Source organism: Cryobacterium sp. TMT2-15-1, assembly GCF_004402345.1.
Taxonomy (GTDB): Bacteria; Actinomycetota; Actinomycetes; order Actinomycetales; family Microbacteriaceae; genus Cryobacterium; species Cryobacterium sandaracinum.
Map to the genome: position 1 here is coordinate 43,141 of NZ_SOGD01000009.1, position 20,953 is coordinate 64,093.

The 20,953-nt window shown below is 67.8% G+C and carries 24 protein-coding genes; 16 read left to right on the forward strand and 8 right to left on the reverse strand.

Going from position 1 to position 20,953, the window contains the following annotated elements; all coding sequences use genetic code 11:
• Nucleotides 1-106: 106 nt before the first annotated feature.
• From E3O62_RS01935 to E3O62_RS01950, 4 genes are all read right to left on the reverse strand, one after another.
• Nucleotides 107-805: a MerR family transcriptional regulator gene (locus E3O62_RS01935; protein ID WP_104171280.1), complete on the reverse strand. Its 699-nt coding sequence runs from the start codon at nucleotides 803-805 to the stop codon at nucleotides 107-109.
• Nucleotides 805-1,218 (reverse strand): FHA domain-containing protein, encoded by a 414-nt coding sequence (locus E3O62_RS01940; protein WP_134395511.1) that lies wholly within the window; start codon nucleotides 1,216-1,218, stop codon nucleotides 805-807. The genes E3O62_RS01935 and E3O62_RS01940 overlap by 1 nt, the downstream gene beginning before the upstream one ends.
• Nucleotides 1,219-1,285: 67 nt before the next feature.
• The gene (locus tag E3O62_RS01945; RefSeq protein ID WP_255570037.1) at nucleotides 1,286-1,921 is read right to left on the reverse strand and encodes a CDP-alcohol phosphatidyltransferase family protein; all 636 of its coding nucleotides are present in this window, start codon (nucleotides 1,919-1,921) and stop codon (nucleotides 1,286-1,288) included.
• A gap of 47 nt (nucleotides 1,922-1,968) precedes the next feature.
• Nucleotides 1,969-2,832 carry a Ku protein gene (locus E3O62_RS01950; RefSeq protein ID WP_134397358.1) on the reverse strand — a complete coding sequence of 288 codons (864 nt, stop codon included), beginning with the start codon at nucleotides 2,830-2,832 and terminating at the stop codon, nucleotides 1,969-1,971.
• Between the two features lie 68 nt (nucleotides 2,833-2,900).
• Between E3O62_RS01950 and E3O62_RS01955 the strand changes: the two genes are divergently transcribed.
• Entirely contained in the window at nucleotides 2,901-5,402 is a 2,502-nt protein-coding gene (locus E3O62_RS01955) for an ATP-dependent DNA ligase (protein WP_134397359.1), read from the forward strand.
• Between the two features lie 10 nt (nucleotides 5,403-5,412).
• Here E3O62_RS01955 and E3O62_RS01960 read toward each other — a convergent pair whose 3' ends face one another.
• Together E3O62_RS01960 and E3O62_RS01965 are read right to left on the reverse strand one after the other, a co-directional pair.
• Entirely contained in the window at nucleotides 5,413-5,859 is a 447-nt protein-coding gene (locus tag E3O62_RS01960) for an NUDIX domain-containing protein (protein WP_134395461.1), read from the reverse strand.
• A 158-nt stretch (nucleotides 5,860-6,017) separates the two neighbouring features.
• Nucleotides 6,018-6,545: an adenine phosphoribosyltransferase gene (locus E3O62_RS01965; RefSeq protein ID WP_104171284.1), complete on the reverse strand. Its 528-nt coding sequence runs from the start codon at nucleotides 6,543-6,545 to the stop codon at nucleotides 6,018-6,020.
• A gap of 157 nt (nucleotides 6,546-6,702) precedes the next feature.
• Here E3O62_RS01965 and idi point away from each other — a divergent pair, with 157 nt between their 5' ends.
• From idi to E3O62_RS02005, 8 genes are read left to right on the forward strand one after another with little or no spacing between them, the layout of a single operon-like run.
• A complete protein-coding gene (idi, locus tag E3O62_RS01970) occupies nucleotides 6,703-7,242 on the forward strand; it encodes an isopentenyl-diphosphate Delta-isomerase (protein ID WP_134395462.1) in 540 nt (179 codons plus the stop codon).
• Complete coding sequence (locus E3O62_RS01975; protein WP_134397360.1) at nucleotides 7,235-8,278, forward strand: polyprenyl synthetase family protein; 1,044 nt, start codon at nucleotides 7,235-7,237, stop codon at nucleotides 8,276-8,278. The genes idi and E3O62_RS01975 overlap by 8 nt, the downstream gene beginning before the upstream one ends.
• On the forward strand, nucleotides 8,275-9,168 hold the full coding sequence (locus E3O62_RS01980; RefSeq protein ID WP_134397361.1) for a squalene/phytoene synthase family protein: 894 nt from the start codon (nucleotides 8,275-8,277) through the stop codon (nucleotides 9,166-9,168). The genes E3O62_RS01975 and E3O62_RS01980 overlap by 4 nt, the downstream gene beginning before the upstream one ends.
• Nucleotides 9,165-10,769: a phytoene desaturase family protein gene (gene crtI / locus E3O62_RS01985; protein ID WP_134395465.1), complete on the forward strand. Its 1,605-nt coding sequence runs from the start codon at nucleotides 9,165-9,167 to the stop codon at nucleotides 10,767-10,769. The genes E3O62_RS01980 and crtI overlap by 4 nt, the downstream gene beginning before the upstream one ends.
• A gap of 30 nt (nucleotides 10,770-10,799) precedes the next feature.
• Entirely contained in the window at nucleotides 10,800-11,150 is a 351-nt protein-coding gene (locus E3O62_RS01990) for a lycopene cyclase domain-containing protein (protein ID WP_134397362.1), read from the forward strand.
• Nucleotides 11,147-11,455 (forward strand): lycopene cyclase domain-containing protein, encoded by a 309-nt coding sequence (locus tag E3O62_RS01995; protein WP_134395467.1) that lies wholly within the window; start codon nucleotides 11,147-11,149, stop codon nucleotides 11,453-11,455. The genes E3O62_RS01990 and E3O62_RS01995 overlap by 4 nt, the downstream gene beginning before the upstream one ends.
• Nucleotides 11,448-12,350 (forward strand): prenyltransferase, encoded by a 903-nt coding sequence (locus E3O62_RS02000; RefSeq protein ID WP_134397363.1) that lies wholly within the window; start codon nucleotides 11,448-11,450, stop codon nucleotides 12,348-12,350. The genes E3O62_RS01995 and E3O62_RS02000 overlap by 8 nt, the downstream gene beginning before the upstream one ends.
• 40 nt (nucleotides 12,351-12,390) lie before the next feature.
• A complete protein-coding gene (locus tag E3O62_RS02005; protein WP_134395469.1) occupies nucleotides 12,391-12,816 on the forward strand; it encodes an RNA-binding S4 domain-containing protein in 426 nt (141 codons plus the stop codon).
• Here the strand turns inward: E3O62_RS02005 and E3O62_RS02010 are convergent.
• A complete protein-coding gene (locus E3O62_RS02010) occupies nucleotides 12,788-14,227 on the reverse strand; it encodes a lipase maturation factor family protein (RefSeq protein ID WP_134397364.1) in 1,440 nt (479 codons plus the stop codon). The two genes, E3O62_RS02005 and E3O62_RS02010, sit on opposite strands and share 29 nt — an antisense overlap.
• A gap of 146 nt (nucleotides 14,228-14,373) precedes the next feature.
• On the opposite strand from E3O62_RS02010, the gene E3O62_RS02015 reads away from it, so the two are divergent.
• The 6 genes from E3O62_RS02015 (at nucleotide 14,374) to E3O62_RS02040 (ending at nucleotide 20,285) form a co-directional block, all read left to right on the forward strand.
• Nucleotides 14,374-15,450: a LacI family DNA-binding transcriptional regulator gene (locus E3O62_RS02015; protein WP_241973261.1), complete on the forward strand. Its 1,077-nt coding sequence runs from the start codon at nucleotides 14,374-14,376 to the stop codon at nucleotides 15,448-15,450.
• Between the two features lie 134 nt (nucleotides 15,451-15,584).
• Entirely contained in the window at nucleotides 15,585-16,871 is a 1,287-nt protein-coding gene (locus tag E3O62_RS02020; RefSeq protein ID WP_134395514.1) for an extracellular solute-binding protein, read from the forward strand.
• A gap of 3 nt (nucleotides 16,872-16,874) precedes the next feature.
• Complete coding sequence (locus tag E3O62_RS02025; RefSeq protein WP_134397365.1) at nucleotides 16,875-17,831, forward strand: carbohydrate ABC transporter permease; 957 nt, start codon at nucleotides 16,875-16,877, stop codon at nucleotides 17,829-17,831.
• Nucleotides 17,828-18,661: a carbohydrate ABC transporter permease gene (locus E3O62_RS02030; protein ID WP_134395472.1), complete on the forward strand. Its 834-nt coding sequence runs from the start codon at nucleotides 17,828-17,830 to the stop codon at nucleotides 18,659-18,661. The genes E3O62_RS02025 and E3O62_RS02030 overlap by 4 nt, the downstream gene beginning before the upstream one ends.
• Nucleotides 18,662-18,663: 2 nt before the next feature.
• Entirely contained in the window at nucleotides 18,664-19,752 is a 1,089-nt protein-coding gene (locus E3O62_RS02035; RefSeq protein ID WP_134395473.1) for a glycosidase, read from the forward strand.
• Nucleotides 19,753-20,030: 278 nt separating this feature from the next.
• Nucleotides 20,031-20,285: a hypothetical protein gene (locus E3O62_RS02040; protein ID WP_134397366.1), complete on the forward strand. Its 255-nt coding sequence runs from the start codon at nucleotides 20,031-20,033 to the stop codon at nucleotides 20,283-20,285.
• On the opposite strand, the gene E3O62_RS16955 is transcribed toward E3O62_RS02040, so the two are convergent.
• A complete protein-coding gene (locus E3O62_RS16955; RefSeq protein ID WP_241973262.1) occupies nucleotides 20,282-20,635 on the reverse strand; it encodes a hypothetical protein in 354 nt (117 codons plus the stop codon). The genes E3O62_RS02040 and E3O62_RS16955 overlap by 4 nt on opposite strands.
• On the opposite strand from E3O62_RS16955, the gene E3O62_RS17470 reads away from it, so the two are divergent.
• Nucleotides 20,523-20,953 (forward strand): hypothetical protein (locus E3O62_RS17470; RefSeq protein ID WP_370448876.1); only part of this gene is annotated, 431 nt, incomplete at its 3' end. The two genes, E3O62_RS16955 and E3O62_RS17470, sit on opposite strands and share 113 nt — an antisense overlap.

The window sequence follows — 20,953 nt, forward strand, 5'->3', positions numbered from 1 at the left end:
TCTCGGAGGTAGGTCTGCGATACGGATGATCGCTGCATCTACGCTACCGAGGGGGACCGTCCTGATCAACGACATTCGGTCGAGTAAATTGGCGTGTCGGGCTCCACTATTTGGTCAAGCGCCCCAGGGCCGAACGGATCAGACTGCCGCGGATCACTTCGAGCTGGCCGGCGATCTCGACCGCCATTTCGGCGGCCTTAGCCCGGCTCGATGCGTCTTTACGGCGGGAGAGCGGCACGAGGGCACTCTCGATCAGGCCGAGCTCGCGTTCGGCCGCGCCGCGGAATCCGCGCAGGTGGCGGGGCTCGATGCCGCTGCGCTGCAGTTCGACCAGGGCCCGCAGCACGCTGAGCGCGTCGTCGCCGTAGAAGTCGGCCGGCAGGATGATCGATGCGGAAACGGCGTCGTGCAGCAGCATCGCGGAGGCCCCTGCTTCGCGCAGCAGTTCGTCGCGGTCCAGCCGGCGGGCGGTCGACAGCATCGACGGTCCCGGCGTCACCCCGCCGGGCAGGGTCGGCGAGAGGCCCGCGTCGAGGTCGGCCAGGTAGCCCCGGATGACCTTGAGCGGGAGGTAGTGATCGCGCTGCATGGAGAGGACCAGGCGCAGCCGGTCCAGGTCACCGGCACAGAATTTGCGGTAGCCCGACTCCGTACGCGCCGGCGCAACCAGTCTCTGTTCCTCCAGGAACCGAAGTTTGGACGGAGTCAGTTCCGGGAATTCCGGCGTGAGCCGGGCAAGCACCTGTCCGATGCTGAGCAGTGACGTCGCGCCCGGCGCTCTGGCCTGGGCTGCGGACGCGGGCACTACTCGCTCGCCTGAAGCTTGAGGTCGTGCCGCGAGGCGTAGAACGTCAGCCGGAACTTACCGACCTGGACTTCGGCGCCGTCGTGCAACAGCGCGGTGTCGATGCGGACCCCGTCGAAATAGGTGCCGTTGAGGGACACCAGGTCTTTCACGTCGAACTTGGTTTCGTGGCGCAGGAACTCCGCGTGCCGACGGGATACCGTGACGTCGTCGAGGAAGATGTCCGCATTGGGGTGACGGCCCACAGTGGTCACGTCCGCGTCCAACAGGAAACGAGCGCCGGCGTTCGGGCCGCGCCGAACGACGAGCAGCGCCGAGCCGGAGGGCAGAGCCGCGATGGCTTCCTGTTCTTCGGCCGTGACGTCACCGTCGAGCGATGCCAGCTGGGCCGCGAATTCCTGCCCGAACGTCATCGTCGTGTCGGTATTGGAATAGTTATCGGGCGCGGCCTTGCGCTGGGGTTCATTCGTCTTTTTGGAATCAATCACCGTACACCTCCTGGTCCTCCAGCGTATCGGATGGAACGGGCTGAATCGCCCGCGGAATGCGAATCACCCGGACGGTCTCGACGGCGTAGATTATGCCTGCCCACCAGTAAAGAAAAGCTCCCCAGATGCCAAAGGCCCAGCCCACCGGGAGCGACCACCAGGACACCGCGGGGAAGGCCTCTCCCAGCATGATCATCGGCAGGGCGTAGAAGAGGCAGAAGGTGGCGACCTTGCCGAGCTGGTGGACGGGCAGAGGCCCGAATCCGAAATTCGCGAGGATGACGCCGAGTCCGAGCAGGAACACGTCCCGTCCCACGATGACCAGGACGATCCACCAGGGCACCAGGTCGCGCCAGGCCAGTCCGAGAAGGGCTGCGAAGATGTACAGCCGGTCGGCGGCCGGGTCGAGCAGCTGGCCGAGCCGCGTGATCTGGCCGAATCTCCGGGCCAGGTAGCCGTCGAGGAAATCGGTGAGGCTGGCGACCATCAGCACCAGAAGCGCCCAGGCATCCTCTCCCCGCACCAGCACGACCAGAAAGACTGGCACCAGCGCCAGGCGCAGCATGCTGAGCAGATTGGGCAGGGTGATCACCTTCGAGCTGACGCCGGTTCCCTCTGCCCCTGTCACAATCACCGAGTCTACCGACGCGGCGGCCGAACCGGAATGCGGCCTCGTCAGTTTCCCGACACCCGTTTTCGCGCCTTGTCGGCGCGTTTCTCGGATTTATCCGACGCGTCCGGCTTCGCCTGGCCGCGGCTGCGCTCCACGCTACGGCGGAGGGCCTCCATCAGGTCGAGCACCTCTCCCCCGCCTTCCTCGCCCTCCCGGGGTTCCCGGCCGACGGTGAGCTCGGTGTCGACGGCTTCGCCCGCGGCGAGCTTCACCTCGAGCAGTTCGCGTAGCTGGTCCTGATAGTCGTCCCGGAAATCCTGCGGCGAGAACTCGGCGGCGAAGGAGTCGACCAGTGCGGCCGAGAGCTCGAGCTCCTGGGCGGAGATGCGCACCGACTCCTGGAGCACCGGGAATTCAACGGCCCGCACCTCGTCGCCCCACAGCAGCGACTGCAGCAGCAGCACGTCCCCGCGCACCCGGAGGGCACCGAGTCGGGTCTTCTGCCGCAGCGCGAACCGCACGATCGCGGTGCGGTCGGTGGCGTCGAGCGCACGCCGCAGTAGAACGTAGGCCTTGGGCGAGCCGGAGGGTTCGAGAAAATAGCTGCGCTCGAACATGATCGGGTCGAGCTGCTCGCTCGGCACGAACTCGACGACCTCGATCTCGCGGCTTCTCTCGGCCAGCAGCGTGCGCAGGTCCTCGTCGGTGATGACAACCGTCTTGTCGCCGCTGTCCCAGGCCTTGTCGATGTGCGCGTAGTCGACGACCCGTCCGCAGCGCTCGCACCGGCGCTGGTAACGGATGCGCCCGCCATCGGCGTCGTGCACCTGGTGCAGGGCGACGTCGTGGTCCTCGGTGGCGCTGTAGACCTTGACGGGCACATTGACCAGCCCGAAGGTGATCGCGCCCTTCCAGATCGATCTCATCCCTCCAGTACACACCCGGTGCGCCGAGAGGGCTAGGCACCCTGTGGCCCCGGGAGCATGCTGGAGCCATGAACGAGCGGCCGCCCTCCCCCGACTCCCGCCAGGTCGTCACCGTCGGCGGACACCGGATCACACTCACGCATCTCGACAAGGTGCTCTACGCGGAGTCGGGAACCACGAAGGCCGACGTTCTCGGCTACTACGCGTTCATCGCCGACGTGATGATCCCGCACACCGCGAATCGCCCGGCGACCCGGAAGAGGTGGGTACACGGTGTGGGCACCCGGGACGCACCCGGACACGTGTTCTTCCAGAAGAACCTGGACCAGGCGACGCCGAGCTGGGTGAAACGCCGACCGATCCAGCATTCGAACCACGTGAGCGAGTACCCGCTGGTCAACGACCTCGCGACGCTGACCTGGCTCGGCCAGATCTCGGCGCTGGAGATCCACGTTCCGCAGTGGCAGTTCGGCCGGGGTGGACGCCCACGCAACCCGGACCGGCTGGTGATCGACCTGGACCCCGGCGACGGGGTCACCCTCGCCGAGTGTGCGGAGGTCGCCCGTCTGGCCCGGGCCATCCTGAGGGACATGGGCCTGGACCCCCTGCCGGTCACCAGCGGGTCGAAGGGCATCCACCTCTACGCACCGCTGGACCTCACGCACACCTCGGACCAGGTCTCCCAGGTCGCACACGAGCTGGCTCGGGCGCTCGAGGCCGACCATCCGGACCTCATCGTCAGCGATATGAAGAAGGCACTGCGACCGGGGCGGGTTTTCGTGGACTGGAGCCAGAACAGCGCCCACAAGACGACCATCACCCCGTATTCGTTGCGCGGAACGCTGCATCCGATGGTGGCCATGCCGCGCACCTGGCGGGAACTGGCCTCCCCCGGGCTCGCACAGATCGACTACAAGCAGGCGATGCACCGGGTGCAGCGTAGCGGGGACCCGCTGGCCGCGCTGCTCGAGGCACATTCCGGCCGGGGCACCACGGATGCCGGGGGTGCCGGTGACGAGGCCGATAAAGGCTCCAGGGCGGGGGTTGGTGCGCTGGCCGTCTACCTCGGCAAACGAGACGCTTCCCGCACCTCGGAGCCGATGCCGACGGGTGCGCCTTACGCATCCGCGGGTCGGTCATTCGTCATTCAGGAGCACCACGCCCGCAACCTGCACTATGACTTTCGGCTCGAGCACGACGGGGTGCTGACGTCGTGGGCGCTGCCGCGCGGGGTGCCGACCGATCCGGCGAAGAATCGGCTCGCCGTGCGCACCGAGGACCATCCTCTCGAATACGCCACGTTCGAGGGTGATATCCCGGCCGGCCAATACGGGGCCGGCACCATGAGCATCTGGGACCACGGCAGCTACGAGCTGGAGAAGTGGCGGGATGACGAGGTGATCGCCGTGCTGCACGGCGAACCGGGCGGCAGGCTCGGTGGCACGCGGCGCTTCGCCCTGATCCGCACGAAGGGCACGGACGGGGCCGACCGGAACTGGCTGATCCACCTGATCAAGACACGGCCGGCCCGGCGGGCCGGGGACGTGGGCACCGGGGTGGGCGCGACGGCCAAAACGGGCGGCCGGTCCGCACGCCGCACACGGTACGGGCCCATGCTGGCCACGCCCGGTTCCATCGCCGACCTCTCCGAGGACGACGAGTGGACCTACGAAATGAAGTGGGACGGCATCCGTGCGCTCGCCTATCTCGGAGCCGCCGGCCTTGGCGCGGACGTGCGCTTGGTCACCCGGAACGGCAACGACATCACGCACGCGTACCCGGAGCTGGTGCGCGCGTTGCCGGGGGCGGTTTCGGCCGACTTTGCGGTGCTCGACGGGGAGATCGTCGCGATGGACGCGGGCGGTCGGCCGAACTTCGGGCTGCTGCAGACGCGGCTGGGGCTGACCGGTCGCCGACAGATCGAGGCGGCCGAGGCATCCACCCCGGTGCGGTTTCTGGCTTTCGACGTGCTCGAACGTGACGGGGAGCCGCTACTCGAGCTGACGTACACGGCCCGGCGCCGCGTGCTCGAGGAGATTGTCACCGGGTCCGGTGCGGTGCAGGTGCCGCCGGTCTTCGCGGGCGACTCCGCCCAGGCCGTGGCGACCAGCAGCGAGCTCGGCTTAGAGGGGATCGTCGCCAAGACCCGGGATGGGCGCTACGAGGCCGGTCGGCGGTCCCGATCGTGGATCAAGATCAAGCACCATCACACCCAGGAGGCGGTGATCGGCGGGTGGCGACCGGGCAACGGGCGCCGAGCCGACACCGTGGGCTCCCTGCTGCTGGGGATTCCGGACGGAGACACGCTGACCTATATCGGCCGGGTCGGCACCGGGTTCCGGGACGCAGAGCTCGAGGACCTGCGGGCGCGACTGGATGCCATCGCTGCGGTGGACAACCCCTTCACCGGCATCCCGCCTGCCGGCGCCCGCGATGCGCGGTGGGTGCGCCCGGTGCTGGTGGGCGAGGTGGAATTCTCCGAATGGACCGGCACGGGGCGACTGCGCCACCCGGTCTGGCGCGGCTGGCGGCCGGATAAGTCACCGGGCGAGGTGGTGCGGGTTTCATGACGGTGCGGGTTCAGAGGCGGGCGAGCAGTGCCGGCCAGCTGGTGGCGAAGCCCGGATGCAGCGGCAGCGCGTCGACCTGGTGGGTCGGTACCCAGCGCAGCGCGATGCTCTCCTGGTCGCTGATCACGGGTTCGAAGCGCTCCGTGGCGCGCACCACGACCGTCGTGTACGACCAGAAACCGAGGTCGAGCACGGAGCTGAACTGCACGGAGACCAGGCCCGGTGGCACGCCGGCCTCTTCGCCGGCCTCCCGCAGAGCCGCCTCGAGCGCACTCTCGTGTTCGTGGCGCGCCCCACCGGGCAGCCCCCAGGTGTCACCCTGGTGGCTCCAAAGCGCGCGGTGCTGCAGCAGCACCCCCAGCTCCTCGTGGTGTACGAGCAGGCCGGCCGCCCCGAAAAGACCCCAAAACTTGCGGCCGTCGGGCCCGTACACCCACCCGTCACCGTTTGCGCTCATGGCTCAAGCATGCGCCACGGTCCCGTGAATCCGCACCGTGTCGAGTCGCGTTCGACTCGCGGCACAGGTTATGGATGGTGGCGAACGGTAGAACGTGCGCCGGCTTCCAGAGGGTGCGCCACGACGAGCGAGCCCCGCCGGCTGGATACCTGGGCGGGCTAGAGGGCGACGATGGCGTGCACGGGGGCGTCGCCGAGGCGCGTTCGGCCGACCAGCTCGGTCAGCTCCAGCACGACGCCGACGCCGGTCAGGCGGTAGCCGGCGCGCTCGATGAGGCGGGCGGTCGCGGCGATCGTGCCGCCGGTGGCCAGCACGTCGTCGACGACCAGCACGCGGGCACCCGGCGCGAGCTGGCCGATCTCGAGCTCGAGGCAGGCCGAGCCGTACTCGAGGTCGTACTCCTCGCTCAGCACCGATCCGGGGAGCTTGCCGCCTTTGCGCACGACGAGCACGGCGACATCCGCCGCGTAGCCGATCGCCGCGGCCAGCAGGAAGCCGCGGGCCTCAATGCCGGCCACCGCGTCGAATTCACCCTGGAACCGGCCGGCGAGCTCGTCGATCAGCGCTCGAAAAGCGGCGGCGTCGGCGAACACCGGGTTGAGGTCGCGGAAGAGGATGCCCACTTGCGGGAAATCCTGGTACGAGGCGAGAAGGGCGTTCACATGGTCTGCAGCGGGGGTGGGCACCCCACGAGTTTAAGCGTTCGGCCGACGGATGCCGTGCGGGCCTCCCGACGCCCCGCAATGGACCGTTCGGACGGGGCCCCGTGCTAGCCTCGAATTTAGCTAATCAGGTTAGGTATTTTTTCCGGTATCGTGACTGAATCACCCGAAGGGATGGCTAATGCGGCCGGTCGAAGTGCTCGAAGAACTCGTGGTCCTGCTGGACGAGTCCGGCCGCGAAATCGGCACGGCCCCGAAGCTCAGTGTGCACGACACGGACACCGCGCTCCACCTCGCTTTCTCCTGTCATGTGCTCAATCCGGCGGGCGAGGTTCTCGTCACCCGACGCGCCCTGTCGAAGAGGACCTGGCCGGGCGTCTGGACCAACTCCTTCTGCGGCCATCCGCTCCCGGGCGAGGAATTTCCCGCTGCCATCGAGCGGCGCGCGCTGTTCGAGCTCGGACTCTCGATTGCGAACCTGACCGTCACCCTGCCTGACTTCCGCTACCGCGCCGTCGACAGCAGCGGCATCGTCGAGAACGAGATCTGCCCCGTCTACCTGGCCCGCACCACCGGCGACCCCGTACCCAACCCGAACGAGGTCATGGAATTTGCCTGGGTGGAGCCGGCCGCCTTGCAGCGCTCGGTGCGGGACGCCCCGTGGGCGTTCAGCCCCTGGTTGGGGCTACAGCTCCAGGAATTGACCAGTTTCGATGCATGAAATCCAGACGCTCGGGGTAGGGACGGAGTTGCAGCGCTTTTTCGCTGCCGCGCGCCTGCGCGCCAGCGACTACGGCGAACACTATGTCGCGCTCTGGGACTCTCTCGAGCAGGCCAGCAGCGGCGGCAAGCGTGTGCGCCCCGCACTGGTGCTGGCCGCGTTCACCGGCCTCGGCGGCACCGACCTCACCCTGGCCACTCCGGTCGCGGTCAGCTTCGAACTGTTGCACACGGCCTTCGTGATCCACGACGACGTGATTGACCACGACCTCGCCCGCCGCGGCGTGGCCAACATCGCCGGGCAGTTCACCGAGCGCGCCCTCGCCCACGGAGCCGGCGACCAGGCCGGGGCGTGGGCCGCGACGGCCGCGATCCTGGCCGGCGATCTGGCGCTGAGCGAGGCCCACCGCGCCCTCGCGATGCTGCCGGTCGAGCTCGAACTGCGCGGCCGCCTGCTCGACCTGCTCGATCGAGCGGTGTTCGTCTCCGCTGCCGGGGAACTGGCGGACGTCACCAACGCCGCGTCGAAGCATCCGCTCACGGTGGCCCAGGTCATCTCCACCCTGGAGCAGAAGACGGCGGTCTACTCGTTCGAGGCTCCCCTGCAGGCCGGCGCCATTCTGGCCGGCGGCTCGGCCGAGGCGATCGACGTGCTCGGCGCCTACGGCCGCCTGATCGGCGTGGCCTTCCAGCTGACCGACGACGTCCTTGGGGTCTTCGGTAACCCGGAGAAGACCGGCAAAAGCGTGCTCACCGACCTGCGGGAAGGCAAGCAGACGACCCTGATCGCCCACGCGGGCACCACCCGCGGCTGGCCAGAGATCGCCCCCTTCATCGGCAAGGCCGACCTCACCGAGGTGGAAGCGGACACCGTGCGCGACCTGCTTCGTGACTGCGGCGCCCTGCAGGCAACGGATGAGCTGGCCACCGACCACTGCAATCGCGCCGTGGCCGCGCTCGACACGGCCGCCGTACCGGCGCCCCTGCGCGAGCTGCTCACCACCCTGGCAGGCACGGCCGTGAATCGCAGCCGATGAAACGTGACAGCCCCGCCGACCATACCGGCATCGCGAAGTACAACGCCGCGGCCCGGGCCAGCTCCGCCACGGTCATCGGCCACTATTCCACCTCGTTCGGCCTCGCGGCCCGTCTCCTCGAGCCGCGCGTGCGCAGCCAGGTGCGCACCATCTACGCCCTGGTACGGGTCGCCGATGAGATCGTGGACGGTGCCGCAAGCCAGGCCGGCGTGAACGTGGACGGCCAGCGCGACCTGCTGGACGCGCTCGAACGGGAGACCAGCCAGGCGATGGGGTCGGGCTTCAGCACCAATTTGGTCGTGCACGCCTTCGCGGCGACCGCCCGGGAAGCCGGAATCGACACCAGCCTGACCACACCCTTCTTCGCCTCGATGCGCCGGGACCTCGACCCGTCGCCGTTCGACGCGGCCGGAGTGGCCGAGTACATCTACGGTTCGGCCGAGGTGATCGGGCTGATGTGTCTGCGCTGCTTCGTGCAGGACACGCCGCGCACGACCGATGAGCTCCAGGTTCTCGAGGCCGGTGCCCGGAGCCTCGGCGCGGCCTTCCAAAAGGTCAACTTCCTGCGCGACCTCGCCGCAGATCGGGACGCCCTCGGCCGCAACTACTTTCCCGGTGTGAACCTGCTGACCATGACCGAAACACAGAAGAACGAACTCCTCGACGACATGGACTCCGACCTCGACGCGGCGGCCCGCGTGTTGCCCATGCTCCCGGTGGGGAGCCGCCGCGCGGTCACCGCTGCACACCACCTCTTCGCCCGCTTGTCGGCGAAGCTGCGAGTCACCCCCGCGCGAGCACTGATGAGCGCCCGGGTACGGGTGCCGGATCCGGAGAAAATCATGATTGCACTCACCGCGTCGTTCGGACCGGGAGCGTGGAAGCGATGAGCGCACCGACCAGGCGCACCGTTGTCATCGGCGGCGGCATCGCCGGACTGGCCAGCGCCGCGCTGCTGGCCCGGGACGGCCACCAGGTCACCCTGCTCGAGGCGCAGGCCACCCTCGGCGGGCGCGCCGGGTTCTGGGACGTCGACGGCTTCCGGTTCGAAACCGGCCCGTCCTGGTACCTGATGCCGCAGGTGTTCGACCATTTCTACCGGCTGTTCGGCACATCCTCCGCGGAACAGCTCGACCTGACCCGCCTCGACCCGGGTTACCGGGTCTTCTTCGAGGGCACGACACAGCCGGTGGATATCGCGGCCGAGCGGGCCGACAACATCCGTCTGTTCGAAAGCCTCGAACCCGGTGCGGGCGCGGCCCTCGACCGCTATCTCGTCTCGGCCAAAGAGACATATGACATGGCAGTCAAACGGTTCCTGTACACGAGCTTCGCCTCCTTCACACCCCTGCTGGTTCCAGATGTCCTGAAGCGGCTCGGTCGGTTGGGCCGATTGCTGCTGCAGCCGTTGGACAAGTTCGTGGCCGGCTATGTGAAGGACCACCGGTTGCGCCAGATCCTCGGCTACCCGGCCGTGTTTCTCGGCTCCTCCCCCGACCAGACCCCGTCGATGTACCACCTGATGAGCCACCTCGACATGGCCGACGGCGTGCTCTACCCGCAGGGTGGGTTCACCCGGCTGATCGACAGCATCGCCGACATCGCGAAAGCTCAGGGCGTGACCGTGATCACCGAGGCGACCGTGACGGCGATCCACACCACCCCGGGCGCCGCGACCGCCGTCGCCGGGGTCAGCTATCGCACGGGTGACGGCACCAGTGTCACCCTCGAGGCCGACACGGTCGTCTCGGCCGCCGACCTGCACCACACGGAAACCGAGCTGCTCCCGGCATCCGCGCAGACTTATCCCGAGCGCTGGTGGCAGAAGCGCGTCTCCGGTCCGGGCGCCGTGCTCGTGATGCTCGGCATCAAGGGAGACCTGCCCGAGCTGAAACATCACAGCCTGTTCTTCACCAGGGACTGGGCCGAGAACTTCGGCCGTATCTTCGGCAAGAAGACCAGCGTGCCCTCGCCGGCCTCCTTCTACGCCTGTATGCCCAGTGCCACCGACCCGGGAGTCGCCCCTGAGGGATACACGAACATGTTCCTGCTGGTGCCGATCCCCGCCGACCCGGGCCTCGGCCACGGCGGGATCAACGGCCAAGGCTCCGCCGCGATCGAAAAGATCGCGGATGACACCGTCAGACAGCTCAGCGACTGGGCCGGAATTCCCGACCTGGCGGAGCGGATCGTGGTGCGCCGCACGGTGGGACCCGGCGACTTCGCGGACGACCTCAACTCCTGGCGTGGCGGGGCCCTCGGCCCGGCGCACACCCTGCGGCAGAGCGCATTCCTGCGCGGCTCCAACGCCTCCGCGAAGGTCGGCGGTCTGTTCTACGCCGGCGGCACCACCATCCCGGGCATCGGACTTCCGATGTGCTTGATCAGCGCTGAAATTCTCCTCAAGCGGATCAACTCGGACACGAGCACGGGACCGCTGCCGGAACCGCTGCCGAACTCCGTGCGGGCGCCGCTGCCGGAAGCCCAGTGACTCCGGCAGCACAGTGAATCCGGTAACGCTGTGACGTTCGCGTATCTGCTGACCCTGCTTCTCAGCCTGGGGGCGATGGTGCTGCTCGACCGTCGCTTCCGGCTGTTCTTCTGGCGGGACCCGGTGCGAGCGGCCATCGTGCTCGGCGCCGGGCTGGTGTACTTCCTCGCTTGGGACCTGTTCGGAATCGGACTGGGCATCTTCTACCGGGGCGAGACGACCCTGATGACCGGTCTGCAGCTGGCCCCGGAGCTGCCCGTGGAGGAGTTCTTCTTCCTCACCTTCCTCTGCTACCTCACCATGAACGCCGTTCAAGGGGCGCGCCTGCTGCTCGCCGCCCGGGCCGAACGGTCCGGCGTCGACGAGGGGAGCGACGGATGACCTACCTGCTCCTGAACACCGTCTTCCTGCTGCTCGCCGCGGCGGTATTCCTCGCGGCTGCGCGCCGTGGCCGGCTCTCCCGGCACAGGATCCGTGCCGCCGGGATCGCCGTGGCCGCCGTGCTCGTGCTCACGGCCGTTTTCGACAGCATTATGATCGGGGTCGGACTGGTCGACTACGATCCCAGCCGCATCTTCGGAGTGCGGATCGGCCTGGCCCCGATCGAAGACTTCGCCTATCCCGTTGCGGCAGCACTCCTGCTGCCCGCCCTCTGGGCCCTGCTGGAAAGAAAACCGAATGGCTGAAACCCGCACCCCGCCGCTCTGGAAGACCCGGCAGGTGCTGCTCTCGTCGCGGCCGCTGAGCTGGATCAACACGGCGTTCCCGTTTGCCGCCGCGTATGTGGTGGCTACCGGCCGGGTGGACGCCCTACTGCTGGTGGGAACCCTGTTCTTCCTCATTCCGTACAACTTGCTGATGTACGGAATCAACGACGTCTTCGACTACGAGTCCGACCTGCGCAACCCGCGCAAGGGCGGCGTCGAGGGAGCCATGCTGGACCCGGTCCTTCACCGCACGGTGCTCGTCTCCGGGATCGTGACGGCTGTGCCCATTCTGGTGGCGATGCTCGTCTTGGCCGGCGCGGAGCATCCGTGGTCGTGGTTCATTCTGGCCGTGAGCCTGTTCGCGGTCGCCGCGTACTCCGTTCCGGGACTGCGGTTCAAGGAGCGCCCGATCGTGGACTCGATCACCTCGAGCACCCACTTCGTCAGCCCCGCCGTCTACGGTCTCGTGGCGGCCGGCGCCGTCGTGACGCCCGGCCTGGTTGCCCTACTCGCCGCGTTCTTCCTCTGGGGCATGGCCAGCCACGCGTTCGGCGCGGTGCAGGACGTCGTGCCCGACCGGGAAGGCGGCATCGCCTCGATCGCGACCGCGCTCGGCGCCGCGCGGACCGTGCGCCTCGCGATCGCTTTCTGGGCCCTGGCCGGGCTGCTCATGCTTGTGACAGGCTGGCCCGGGCTGCTGGCCTCGGTGCTCGCGGTGCCCTACATTCTGGCGGCCTGGCCATTCCGGTCGGTGTCGGACGAGCGGTCCGAGACCGCGAACGCCGGTTGGAAGCGTTTTCTCTGGCTCAACTTCCTGACCGGATTCCTGGTGACCATGCTGCTGATCGCCTGGGTGCTGCTCGGGCCTTTCTAGGGTGCGGGCCGTTCGGGCCTGGGGGCCGTAGAGTCGAGGGATGGAGCCTCTGACCACCGCCCGTGTCGACAGCTGGACCTGGGCCGTGCGGATGTTCAAGACCCGTTCCCAGGCCACGGCCGCCTGCCGAGCCGGTCACGTCAAGGTGAACGGTGAGCGGGCCAAGTCCGCGCAGACCGTGCGGATCGGCGACGAGGTGCGGGTGCGCATCAGCGGTTTCGACCGAATCCTGGTCGTGGCGAAGATCATGGTCAAACGGGTCAGCGCGCCAGTCGCGGCGGAGTGCTTCGTCGACCAGACTCCCCCGCCGCCCCCGCGCGAGGAGGTGGCGCTCCTCCCGATGCGGGACCGCGGCGCCGGCCGTCCCACCAAGCGCGAACGGCGCGAGATCGACAAGCTCCGGGCGCCCGAGGTGCTGCCGCCGAGCCCCGACGACGTCAGGCACGGTACCTCCAGGTCAGGGTGATGGGGGCCACGAGCAGGCCGACCTCCGAGCGCACCCACCACTCCCGGGTCTCGCGGCGTTCGTCTGGAGTGGAGTAGCGGTAGCGGTAGACCCGGGCGCGCACGTAGCGCGGCGGGGCCTGCGGGAACGGGTTGACCCGCACCATCCGCAGCGTGGGTCGGTCGCCCTCGAGGAGGCGGGCCAGGAACATCTCGAACCAGCGGGTGCCCGGGTCGCCGAGCGCCAGGAACCACATCAGCCAGTCCAGGCGCAGGTGGTACGGCGCGAACTGGCGGGGCCGGTGTTCGGGGTCGCCGGGCTTGCCGCGGAACTCGTAGGCGCGCCAGCCCGACTCGTCGGTCGGGTCGACGGCGTCGCTGCCCTCGACGACCACCTCGTGGCGCTGCCGGGTGACCGTGCCGAACGCACCGTAGGCGTTCACCAGGTGGTACCGGTTGAAGCTCGCATTCATCAGTTGCCGGCGGGCGAACAGGTTGCGAAGCGGCCAGTAGCTGAGCACCAGAAGCAGGGCCGTGGCCAGGCTGACCACGATCATGAACCAGAGCGGGCCATCCGGTGCGGCCTCCCCGGCCGGCAGCCACGGCAGCACCGCGCGCAGCGTGGCGTCGTCGACGGCAGAGAAGGCCAGCACGATGGTGATCCAGTTCAGCCAGGCGAAGTTGCCGGTGAGCACGAGCCAGAACTGGCTCAGGATCACGATCAGGGCCGCGACGGATGCGACGGGCTGGGGTGCAAAGAGAAAGAACGGCACGACCAGCTGCGCGAAGTGGTTGCCGACCACCTCCCCACGGTGGAACCACGGGGGCAGGTGATGTGCGAACCAACTGAGCGGGTTCGGCATCGGCTGCGTCTCATGGTGGTAATAGAGGGCGGTCAGGTCTCGCCACTCCCGGCCGCCGCGGATCTTAATCAGGCCGGCGCCGAATTCCAGCCGGAAGAGCAGCCAGCGGCAGAACAGGATCACGAAGAGCGGAGGGGCCACCTGCTCGGAGCCGAGGAAAGCCACCACGAAACCGGCCTCCAGCAGCAGGCTCTCCCAGCCGAACGAGTAGAAGGATTGGCCGACGTTGACGATCGACAGGTAGCCCACGAAAAGCAGGAGGAAAGCGACCATCGGCAGCCAGGGCGGCCCGAGCTGCGGCAGGCCGGCCACGAGCGCGGCCGCCACGGCGGCGCCGGACCAGGCCAGGGAACGCAGCATCCGGTCGGAGTAATGCCAGTGGAAGATACTCGGCGACTCGCTGAACCTCACGTGGGCCACAAAACGGGCCACCGGGAGCAAGCCATGGTCGCCGAGCAGCGCGGGGAATTGGTTGACGGCCGAAACGAAGGCGATCAGGTAGCAGGCAGCCACCCCGCGCTGCAGCACCTGCCGCGCGATCTCATATTCTCCGGCACCGAACCAGTCCATTTGCGCACAATCTAGGCCTTCCCCGGCCCGGGTTCAATCGGACCGGCTGTAATCGGAGCCGTCCCCTTGACGGGGGGAACTAAACCGGTCTAGTCTTTCTAAACCGGTTCAGGTTGGGTCGGCTGTCAATGAGGAGGCCCTGAAGCGTGCCTGCGCATACTCCTGCCATCACCACCGCTCAGTCCGCCCCGACGTCGGTCGCGAACTCCCCCAAGGTCACCATCGAGGTGGTCGCCAAGCGGGCCGGCGTCAGCAAGGGCCTCGTCTCCTTCGCCCTCAACAACCGGCCCGGCGTCGCCCCCGAGACCCGGGTGCGCATCCTTCAGGTCGCCAAGGAGCTGGGCTGGAAGCCGTCCCTCCGCGCCCGGTCACTCTCCACGCAGCGGTCCTACGCGCTCGGCCTCGTGATCGCCCGCAACCCGGACGTGCTTGCCTCCGACCCGTTCTTCCCCTCCTTCATCGCGGGCGTCGAGAGCATCCTTGCCCCGGAGGGTCGCGCCCTCGTGCTCAGCGTCGTTCCCGACGAGGAGACCGAGTTGAAGACCTACCGCTCGCTCGTGGCGGACGGGCGCGTCGACGGGGTCTTCCTCAGCGACCTCCGCCACGGCGACCCGCGCATCCCGCTCCTCGCCGAGCTGGGTCTGCCGGCGGTCACGCTCGGACGCCCCGACGGGCCCAGCCCCTTCCCCGCGGTGACCGTGGACGACACACCGGGTGTGATGGCATCCGTCGCTCACCTCGCCACCCTCGGCCACCGCCGCATTGCGCACGTCGCGGGCAGCCCGACGCTGCTACACGGCAGCCGCCGGCGCGCGGCCTTTGCCGCCGCTCTGCGCGAGGCGGGCCTGCCGGAGGGGCAGACCGTCGAGACCGATTTCTCCGTGGGCGCCGGGTCAGATGCCACTCGGCGCCTCCTGACCCAGGACACACCCCCGACTGCGATCGTCTACGCCAACGACCCGATGGCCATCGCCGGTCTCGGCATGGCGCACGAGCTGGGCGTGCGGGTCCCCGACGACCTCTCGATCACGGGCTACGACGACATCGACTTCTGCCGTTACGTGTACCCGCCCCTGACCACCGTCAGCGCAGCACCGATGGTGTGGGGCCGTGCGGCGGCGAGCACGCTTTTGGCCCTGATGGAGAACGGCTCGGCGGACGACGTGGACCTCCCGGCGGCCCGGCTCGTGGTGCGCGGGTCGACCGCCCCGCCCCACGGCTGACCCAGAACCGCCGACCCAGACCGGCCGACCCAGAGCGCTGACACACAGGGCTGACACACAGGGCTGACACAGGTTCACCGCAGCAAGGCTGCTGCGGTTTTTGAGAAATGGAGCACCACATGCACAGCAATGGAATGGCCAGGCGGATTCTCACCGTCACGGCGGCATCCGCCGCAGTGGCCCTGGCACTGAGCGCTTGCGCGTCCGGGGGGACGACGGGTGACGCGGCGACCAACCGCGGGCCGATCACGATCTGGTACTCGAACAACGAAACCGAGATCGCCTGGGGCAAGCAGATGGTGGAGGCCTGGAACGCCGAGAACCCGGATGAAAAGGTGAAGGCGCAGGAAATCCCGGCCGGTAAGAGCAGCGAGGAGGTCATCGGTGCCGCCATCACGGCCGGCAACGCCCCCTGCCTCGTATTCAACACGGCCCCGGTCGCCGTGCCGCAGTTCGAGAAGCAGGGTGGTCTCGTCGACCTCTCCAGCTTCGAGGACGGCGCCGCCTACATCGAGGCACGCAGCGGCGACACGGCCGAGCAGTACCAGGGCGCCGACGCGAAGTACTTCCAGATGCCGTGGAAGTCCAACCCCGTCATGATCTTCTACAACAAGGACATGTTCACCGCCGCCGGACTCGACGCCGAGAACCCCCAGTTGGCCACCTACGACGAATTCCTGGCGACCTCGCGCACCCTCGTCGAGAGCGGCGCCGCGCCGAACGCCATCTACCCTGCCCCGACCAGCCAGTTCTTCCAGAGCTGGTTCGACTTCTACCCGCTCTACGCCGCCGAAACCGGTGGCACGCAGCTGATCGAAGACGGTGAGGCCACCTTCAACGACGAGGACGGCGCGAAGGTCGCGGAGTTCTGGAAGACCCTGTACGCCGAGGGTCTCGCCGGCAAAGAGCAGTACCAGGGCGACTCGTTCGCCGATGGCCAGGCCGCGATGTCCATCGTCGGCCCGTGGGCCGTGTCGGTGTACAAGGACGCCGTGAACTGGGGTGCGGTTCCCGTTCCCACCAGCGAGGGCACTCCGGCCGAGGAAACCTACACGTTCAGTGACGCGAAGAACGTCGGAATGTTCACGGCCTGCGAGAACCAGGCCACCGCCTGGGATGTGCTGAAATTCGCCACCAGCGAGGAACAGGACGGACAGCTTCTCGAGCTGACCGGCCAGATGCCGCTCCGCGAGGACCTCCCCACGGTGTACCCGGAATACTTCGCGGCCAACCCGGCCTACGAGCAGTTCGGCGACCAGGCATCCCGCATGGTCGAGGTTCCCAACGTCTCCAGCTCGGTCGCCGCCTGGCAGGCCTTCCGTGACGCGTACACGAAGTCGGTTATCACCGGCGAGGGTGAGATCCCCGCGGCCCTCGACTCCGCCGCCGAGAAGATCAACACCCTGATCTCCAAGCCGTAACGGATGTCCCAGTCAACCGCGAGTCGGACCGTCGCCGGGAGGAGCACAACTCCTCCCGGCGGGGGCCCCCGCCGGCGCAAACACCCCCTTCTGGGCAAGAACCCATTCGGGCTTTTGCTCAGCGCCCCCTATCTCATCTTCGTTCTGGCCGTCTTCGCCTACCCGCTGGTCTTCGCCTTCTGGATGTCGTTCCACGACTACTTCTTCGCAGCACCCGGCGCCACTGTGGACCGGCCATTCGTCGGCCTGGACAATTTTCGGGAAGTGCTGGCCGACCCGGCCATCATCCGTTCCTTCGGCAACGTGGGAGTCTTCCTGCTGATCAACGTGCCGTTGACGGTCATTCTCTCGCTCATGCTCGCCACCGCCCTGAACAAGGCGGTGCGGTTCCGTACCTTCCTGCGCGTTGCCTACTACGTGCCCTATGTGACCGCGAGCGTCGCCGTCGTCGGCGTCTGGATCTTCCTGTTCAGCGGCAACGGCCTCGTGAACCAGATTCTCGGGCCGCTCGCGCCCGATCCGGCGTGGCTGATCAACGAGGACTGGGCCATGCCCACCATCGCGATCTTCGTGACCTGGAAAGGCCTCGGATTCTTCATCCTGCTCTACCTGGCCGCCCTGCAGAACGTGTCGGAGGAACTGTACGAGGCCGCTTCGACGGATGGCGCGGGCAGGATCCGAAGTTTCTTCTCGGTCACCGTGCCGGGCGTACGCCCGGCGACTGTGCTCGTGCTGCTGCTCTCGACGGTCACCGGCGCCAACCTCTTCACCGAGCCTTACCTGCTCACCGGCGGCGGCGGCCCGAACGGTGCATCCTCGTCACCCGTGCTGATGATGTACCAGCGCGGGATCGAACAGGGGTCGCCCGACACGGCGGCAGCGATCGGCGTCATCCTCGTGATCGGAGTTCTCATCCTCGCGTTCATCCAGCGCAAGCTTGCAGGCGGTGACGAATCATGAGCCGCGGGCAGAACACCCTGCGAGGTGTGGTGCTCACGATCGGGGCGCTTGTGTTCCTGTTCCCCTTCTACTACATGGTCATCGGCTCGCTCCAGAAGAAACCGGACCCGACTGTCGCCGGCGCGTTCCCGAACCCCGCCAACCTGACGCTCGACAACTACGGTGACATCAACAGCCGGATCAACCTGCTGCAGGGGCTGCTCAACTCGGGGATCTTCACGGGTGGCGTCATTCTCTGCACCGTTGTTTTCGGTGTTCTGGTGGGCTACGCCCTCGCCCAGCTGCAGTGGCGCGGACGCGGAGTCACCTTCGCTCTCGCACTGCTCGTGCAGGTCGTGCCGTTCCAACTGTTGATGATCCCGCTCTACGTGATGATCGCCCGGGACTACGGACTGGCCGACAACTATCTGGGCATGATCCTGCCGTTCGCCATCAACTCGACGGCCGTGATCATCTTCCGGCAGTACTTCCTGCAGATTCCGAAGGATCTGTTCGATGCCGCCCGCATCGACGGCGCCGGCGAACTGCGAATCCTGCGGCGGATCGCCCTGCCACTGGTGCGGCCGGCCCTGCTGACCGTCGTGCTGCTGACCTTCATCGGACCGTGGAACGAATTCCTCTGGCCGTTCCTGATCACTAAGGAGGCATCCCTCCAGCCTCTCGCCGTGTCACTCGCCAACTACCTCAGCAATATCGCCGCCACAGCGGCGAACCCGTTCGGGGCGGTTCTCGCCGGGGCCTGCGTCCTGGCCGCCCCTGCTGTGATCCTGTTCATCCTCTTCCAACGGCACTTCGTGTCGAACAATATCGGCTCCGGCGTGAAAGGTTAGAAATGCCCAACCCCACCGAATTCCCCTACACCCTGACCCGAATGGGCGTCATCATGACGCCTGAAGCGGGCAACGACCTCGAGGCCGAGGGGGTGCTGAACCCCGGCACCGGGCACTCTGCCGACGGAACTCTGTACCTGCTCCCCCGACTGGTCGCCACCGGAAACGTGTCCCGCGTCGGACTCGCAAAGGTCATCATCACCGACGGCATTCCCACGGGCGTCGAACGCGAGGGTGTCGTTCTTGCGCCGGACCGCGGCTGGGAGCGCGGCGCGAACAACGCCGGCGTGGAAGATCCCAGGATCACCTTCGTCCCCCGGCTCGGACTACACGTGATGACCTACGTCGCCTACGGCCCCCTCGGCCCGCGCACGGCCGTTGCCGTGTCCTCGGACCTGCGCGAGTGGCGCCGGCTCGGTCCGGCGCTGTTCGCCTTCGACGACACGCTGGACATGGACCTGAACCTGTTCCACAACAAGGACACCGTGTTCTTCCCGGAGCCGGTCGCCGGCCCGCATGGAGTCGAGTGCTTCGCCGTGCTCCACCGTCCGATGTGGGACCTGGGCGAGGTCAAGCCGGGTGAGGGCATCCGTGTTCCCGCCGGCGTCACCGACACCCGGCAGAGTATCTGGATCAGCTATCTGCCGGTCGCGGATGTGCTCGCCGACATCACGAAGCTCACCTTCTGGAGCGGCCACCGTTTCCTGGCCGGGCCGGAATTCGCGTTCGAAGAGCTGAAGATCGGCGGCGGCCCTGCCCCGTTGCGGGTGCCGGAGGGTTGGCTGCTGATGCACCACGGGGTCACCGGAACCATCAACGGCGCGTTCTCGCAGCAGCAGAAGGTGAACTACTCGGCCGGAGCAATGATTCTCGACGCGGATGACCCGACCATCGTGCTGATGCGCACCTCGGAGCCGCTGCTCAAGGCGGAGACGCCCGACGAGATCAGCGGCATCGTGCCGAACGTGGTGTTCCCGACCGCGATCGAGGAGATCGAGGGGCAGCTGTTCGTGTTCTACGGCATGGCCGACTCGAAGATCGGCGTGGCGCGCCTGGATCGCCTGGGCTCGTCGGCGCGCTCGAGCGCTTGAGCGCTTGTCCGTCGGTGGCGTTCTCGCCGGGGCTCAGCCCCGGGAGGCCGCCTTCGGTTTTCCTGGCGCAGGGTGTGGCAGCAGGCGCACGGTAGGACATGCGCCGAGAACCGGCACCCGCGCGCGTCCGGCCTCCGAGGCGAACTCGCGCCGGTGGCCGAGACCAGGGCTGACCCCCCGGAAACGGACTGGACACGTCTTCGAAGTTCGTACCCAATATAGACCATAATAAGTGACGGACTCTCAACTACGTGTGCTAATTGAGGTATCCTCGTACCATGACGAACCTCGCGGAAGACCTCAGGCAGGCGGCCGATGCCGTCGCCCTGCTGGGCTCCTCGAGCGCCGACTATGAGGCCCTGCCCGACGCCGCCGTGCTGGCCGGTCAGAAGAAGATCGCAGCGGCCCGCCGCCTGCTTGACACCCGCGCCGCGTGGATGGCCGGCACCATCGCCCGCCGGTCCCGGCCGGAGCTCGGCCACTCGGGGCTGGCCGCGCAGCAGGGGTTCCTGTCTCCGGAGGCCCTCATCTAGAACTGGACCGGCTCGTCGAAGGGCGATGCGTACAAGCTCGTCGCGGTCGGCACGATGATGGCCGACACCGAGGCGGCCGAGAAGCTGGTCGAGGCGGCGCTCTCGACGCTCTCGACGCTCTCGACGCCCGACGCGGATGCTGTCGAGGTCGCTGAGTTCGTCGCGAGGGTGCCGTGGCAGGCGCCGATCGCCCGGGCCGTGACCGCCGGCGCCCTCTCCGTCGACGCGGCCGAGTCGATTCGGGCCGGACTCGGCCAGATCGACGCCTCGGTCACCGCGGAGAAGCTCGCGGCGGCACTCGAGACGCTCCTCACCGAGGCGTCAACGTTGAATGCCGACGAGGTCTTCACACGGGCCCGCCGGATGCGCGACCGGCTCGACAAGGCCGGCATCGCCGCCCGCGAGAAGCAAGCCCACGACGACCGCTACCTGAAGATCTACCGCCTGGGCGAAGAAGATGCAGGACGACCCCCGCAGCACCGACCAGATCGCCGCGGACGCCCTCGTGCAGCTGCTGAAGATCGCCGGCGAGACCGACCCGGGCCGGGTCTTCGGTGGTCGCCGCCCCTCGGTGCGGGTCATCGTGACCGAGAAGGCCCTCACGTCGGTCCCGGGCGAAGAGACGGGAACGACCGAACCCGCCGCTCACGGGCAGATCGAGGGCAACC

What these genes read in the sequence shown, in the direction of transcription:
- E3O62_RS02000 (WP_134397363.1), top strand. Translation starts at nt 11,448, where the DNA reads ATGGCTGAAACCCGCACCCCGCCGCTCTGGAAGACCCGGCAGGTGCTG.
- E3O62_RS02020 (WP_134395514.1), top strand. Translation starts at nt 15,585, where the DNA reads ATGGCCAGGCGGATTCTCACCGTCACGGCGGCATCCGCCGCAGTGGCC.
- E3O62_RS02035 (WP_134395473.1), top strand. Translation starts at nt 18,664, where the DNA reads ATGCCCAACCCCACCGAATTCCCCTACACCCTGACCCGAATGGGCGTC.
- crtI (WP_134395465.1), top strand. Translation starts at nt 9,165, where the DNA reads ATGAGCGCACCGACCAGGCGCACCGTTGTCATCGGCGGCGGCATCGCC.
- E3O62_RS02010 (WP_134397364.1), bottom strand. Translation starts at nt 14,227, where the DNA reads ATGGACTGGTTCGGTGCCGGAGAATATGAGATCGCGCGGCAGGTGCTG.
- E3O62_RS02025 (WP_134397365.1), top strand. Translation starts at nt 16,875, where the DNA reads ATGTCCCAGTCAACCGCGAGTCGGACCGTCGCCGGGAGGAGCACAACT.
- E3O62_RS02040 (WP_134397366.1), top strand. Translation starts at nt 20,031, where the DNA reads ATGACGAACCTCGCGGAAGACCTCAGGCAGGCGGCCGATGCCGTCGCC.
- E3O62_RS01950 (WP_134397358.1), bottom strand. Translation starts at nt 2,832, where the DNA reads ATGAGATCGATCTGGAAGGGCGCGATCACCTTCGGGCTGGTCAATGTG.
- idi (WP_134395462.1), top strand. Translation starts at nt 6,703, where the DNA reads ATGCGGCCGGTCGAAGTGCTCGAAGAACTCGTGGTCCTGCTGGACGAG.
- E3O62_RS01980 (WP_134397361.1), top strand. Translation starts at nt 8,275, where the DNA reads ATGAAACGTGACAGCCCCGCCGACCATACCGGCATCGCGAAGTACAAC.
- E3O62_RS01955 (WP_134397359.1), top strand. Translation starts at nt 2,901, where the DNA reads ATGAACGAGCGGCCGCCCTCCCCCGACTCCCGCCAGGTCGTCACCGTC.
- E3O62_RS01995 (WP_134395467.1), top strand. Translation starts at nt 11,147, where the DNA reads ATGACCTACCTGCTCCTGAACACCGTCTTCCTGCTGCTCGCCGCGGCG.
- E3O62_RS01960 (WP_134395461.1), bottom strand. Translation starts at nt 5,859, where the DNA reads ATGAGCGCAAACGGTGACGGGTGGGTGTACGGGCCCGACGGCCGCAAG.
- E3O62_RS01975 (WP_134397360.1), top strand. Translation starts at nt 7,235, where the DNA reads ATGCATGAAATCCAGACGCTCGGGGTAGGGACGGAGTTGCAGCGCTTT.
- E3O62_RS01940 (WP_134395511.1), bottom strand. Translation starts at nt 1,218, where the DNA reads ATGACGTTCGGGCAGGAATTCGCGGCCCAGCTGGCATCGCTCGACGGT.
- E3O62_RS02030 (WP_134395472.1), top strand. Translation starts at nt 17,828, where the DNA reads ATGAGCCGCGGGCAGAACACCCTGCGAGGTGTGGTGCTCACGATCGGG.
- E3O62_RS02005 (WP_134395469.1), top strand. Translation starts at nt 12,391, where the DNA reads ATGGAGCCTCTGACCACCGCCCGTGTCGACAGCTGGACCTGGGCCGTG.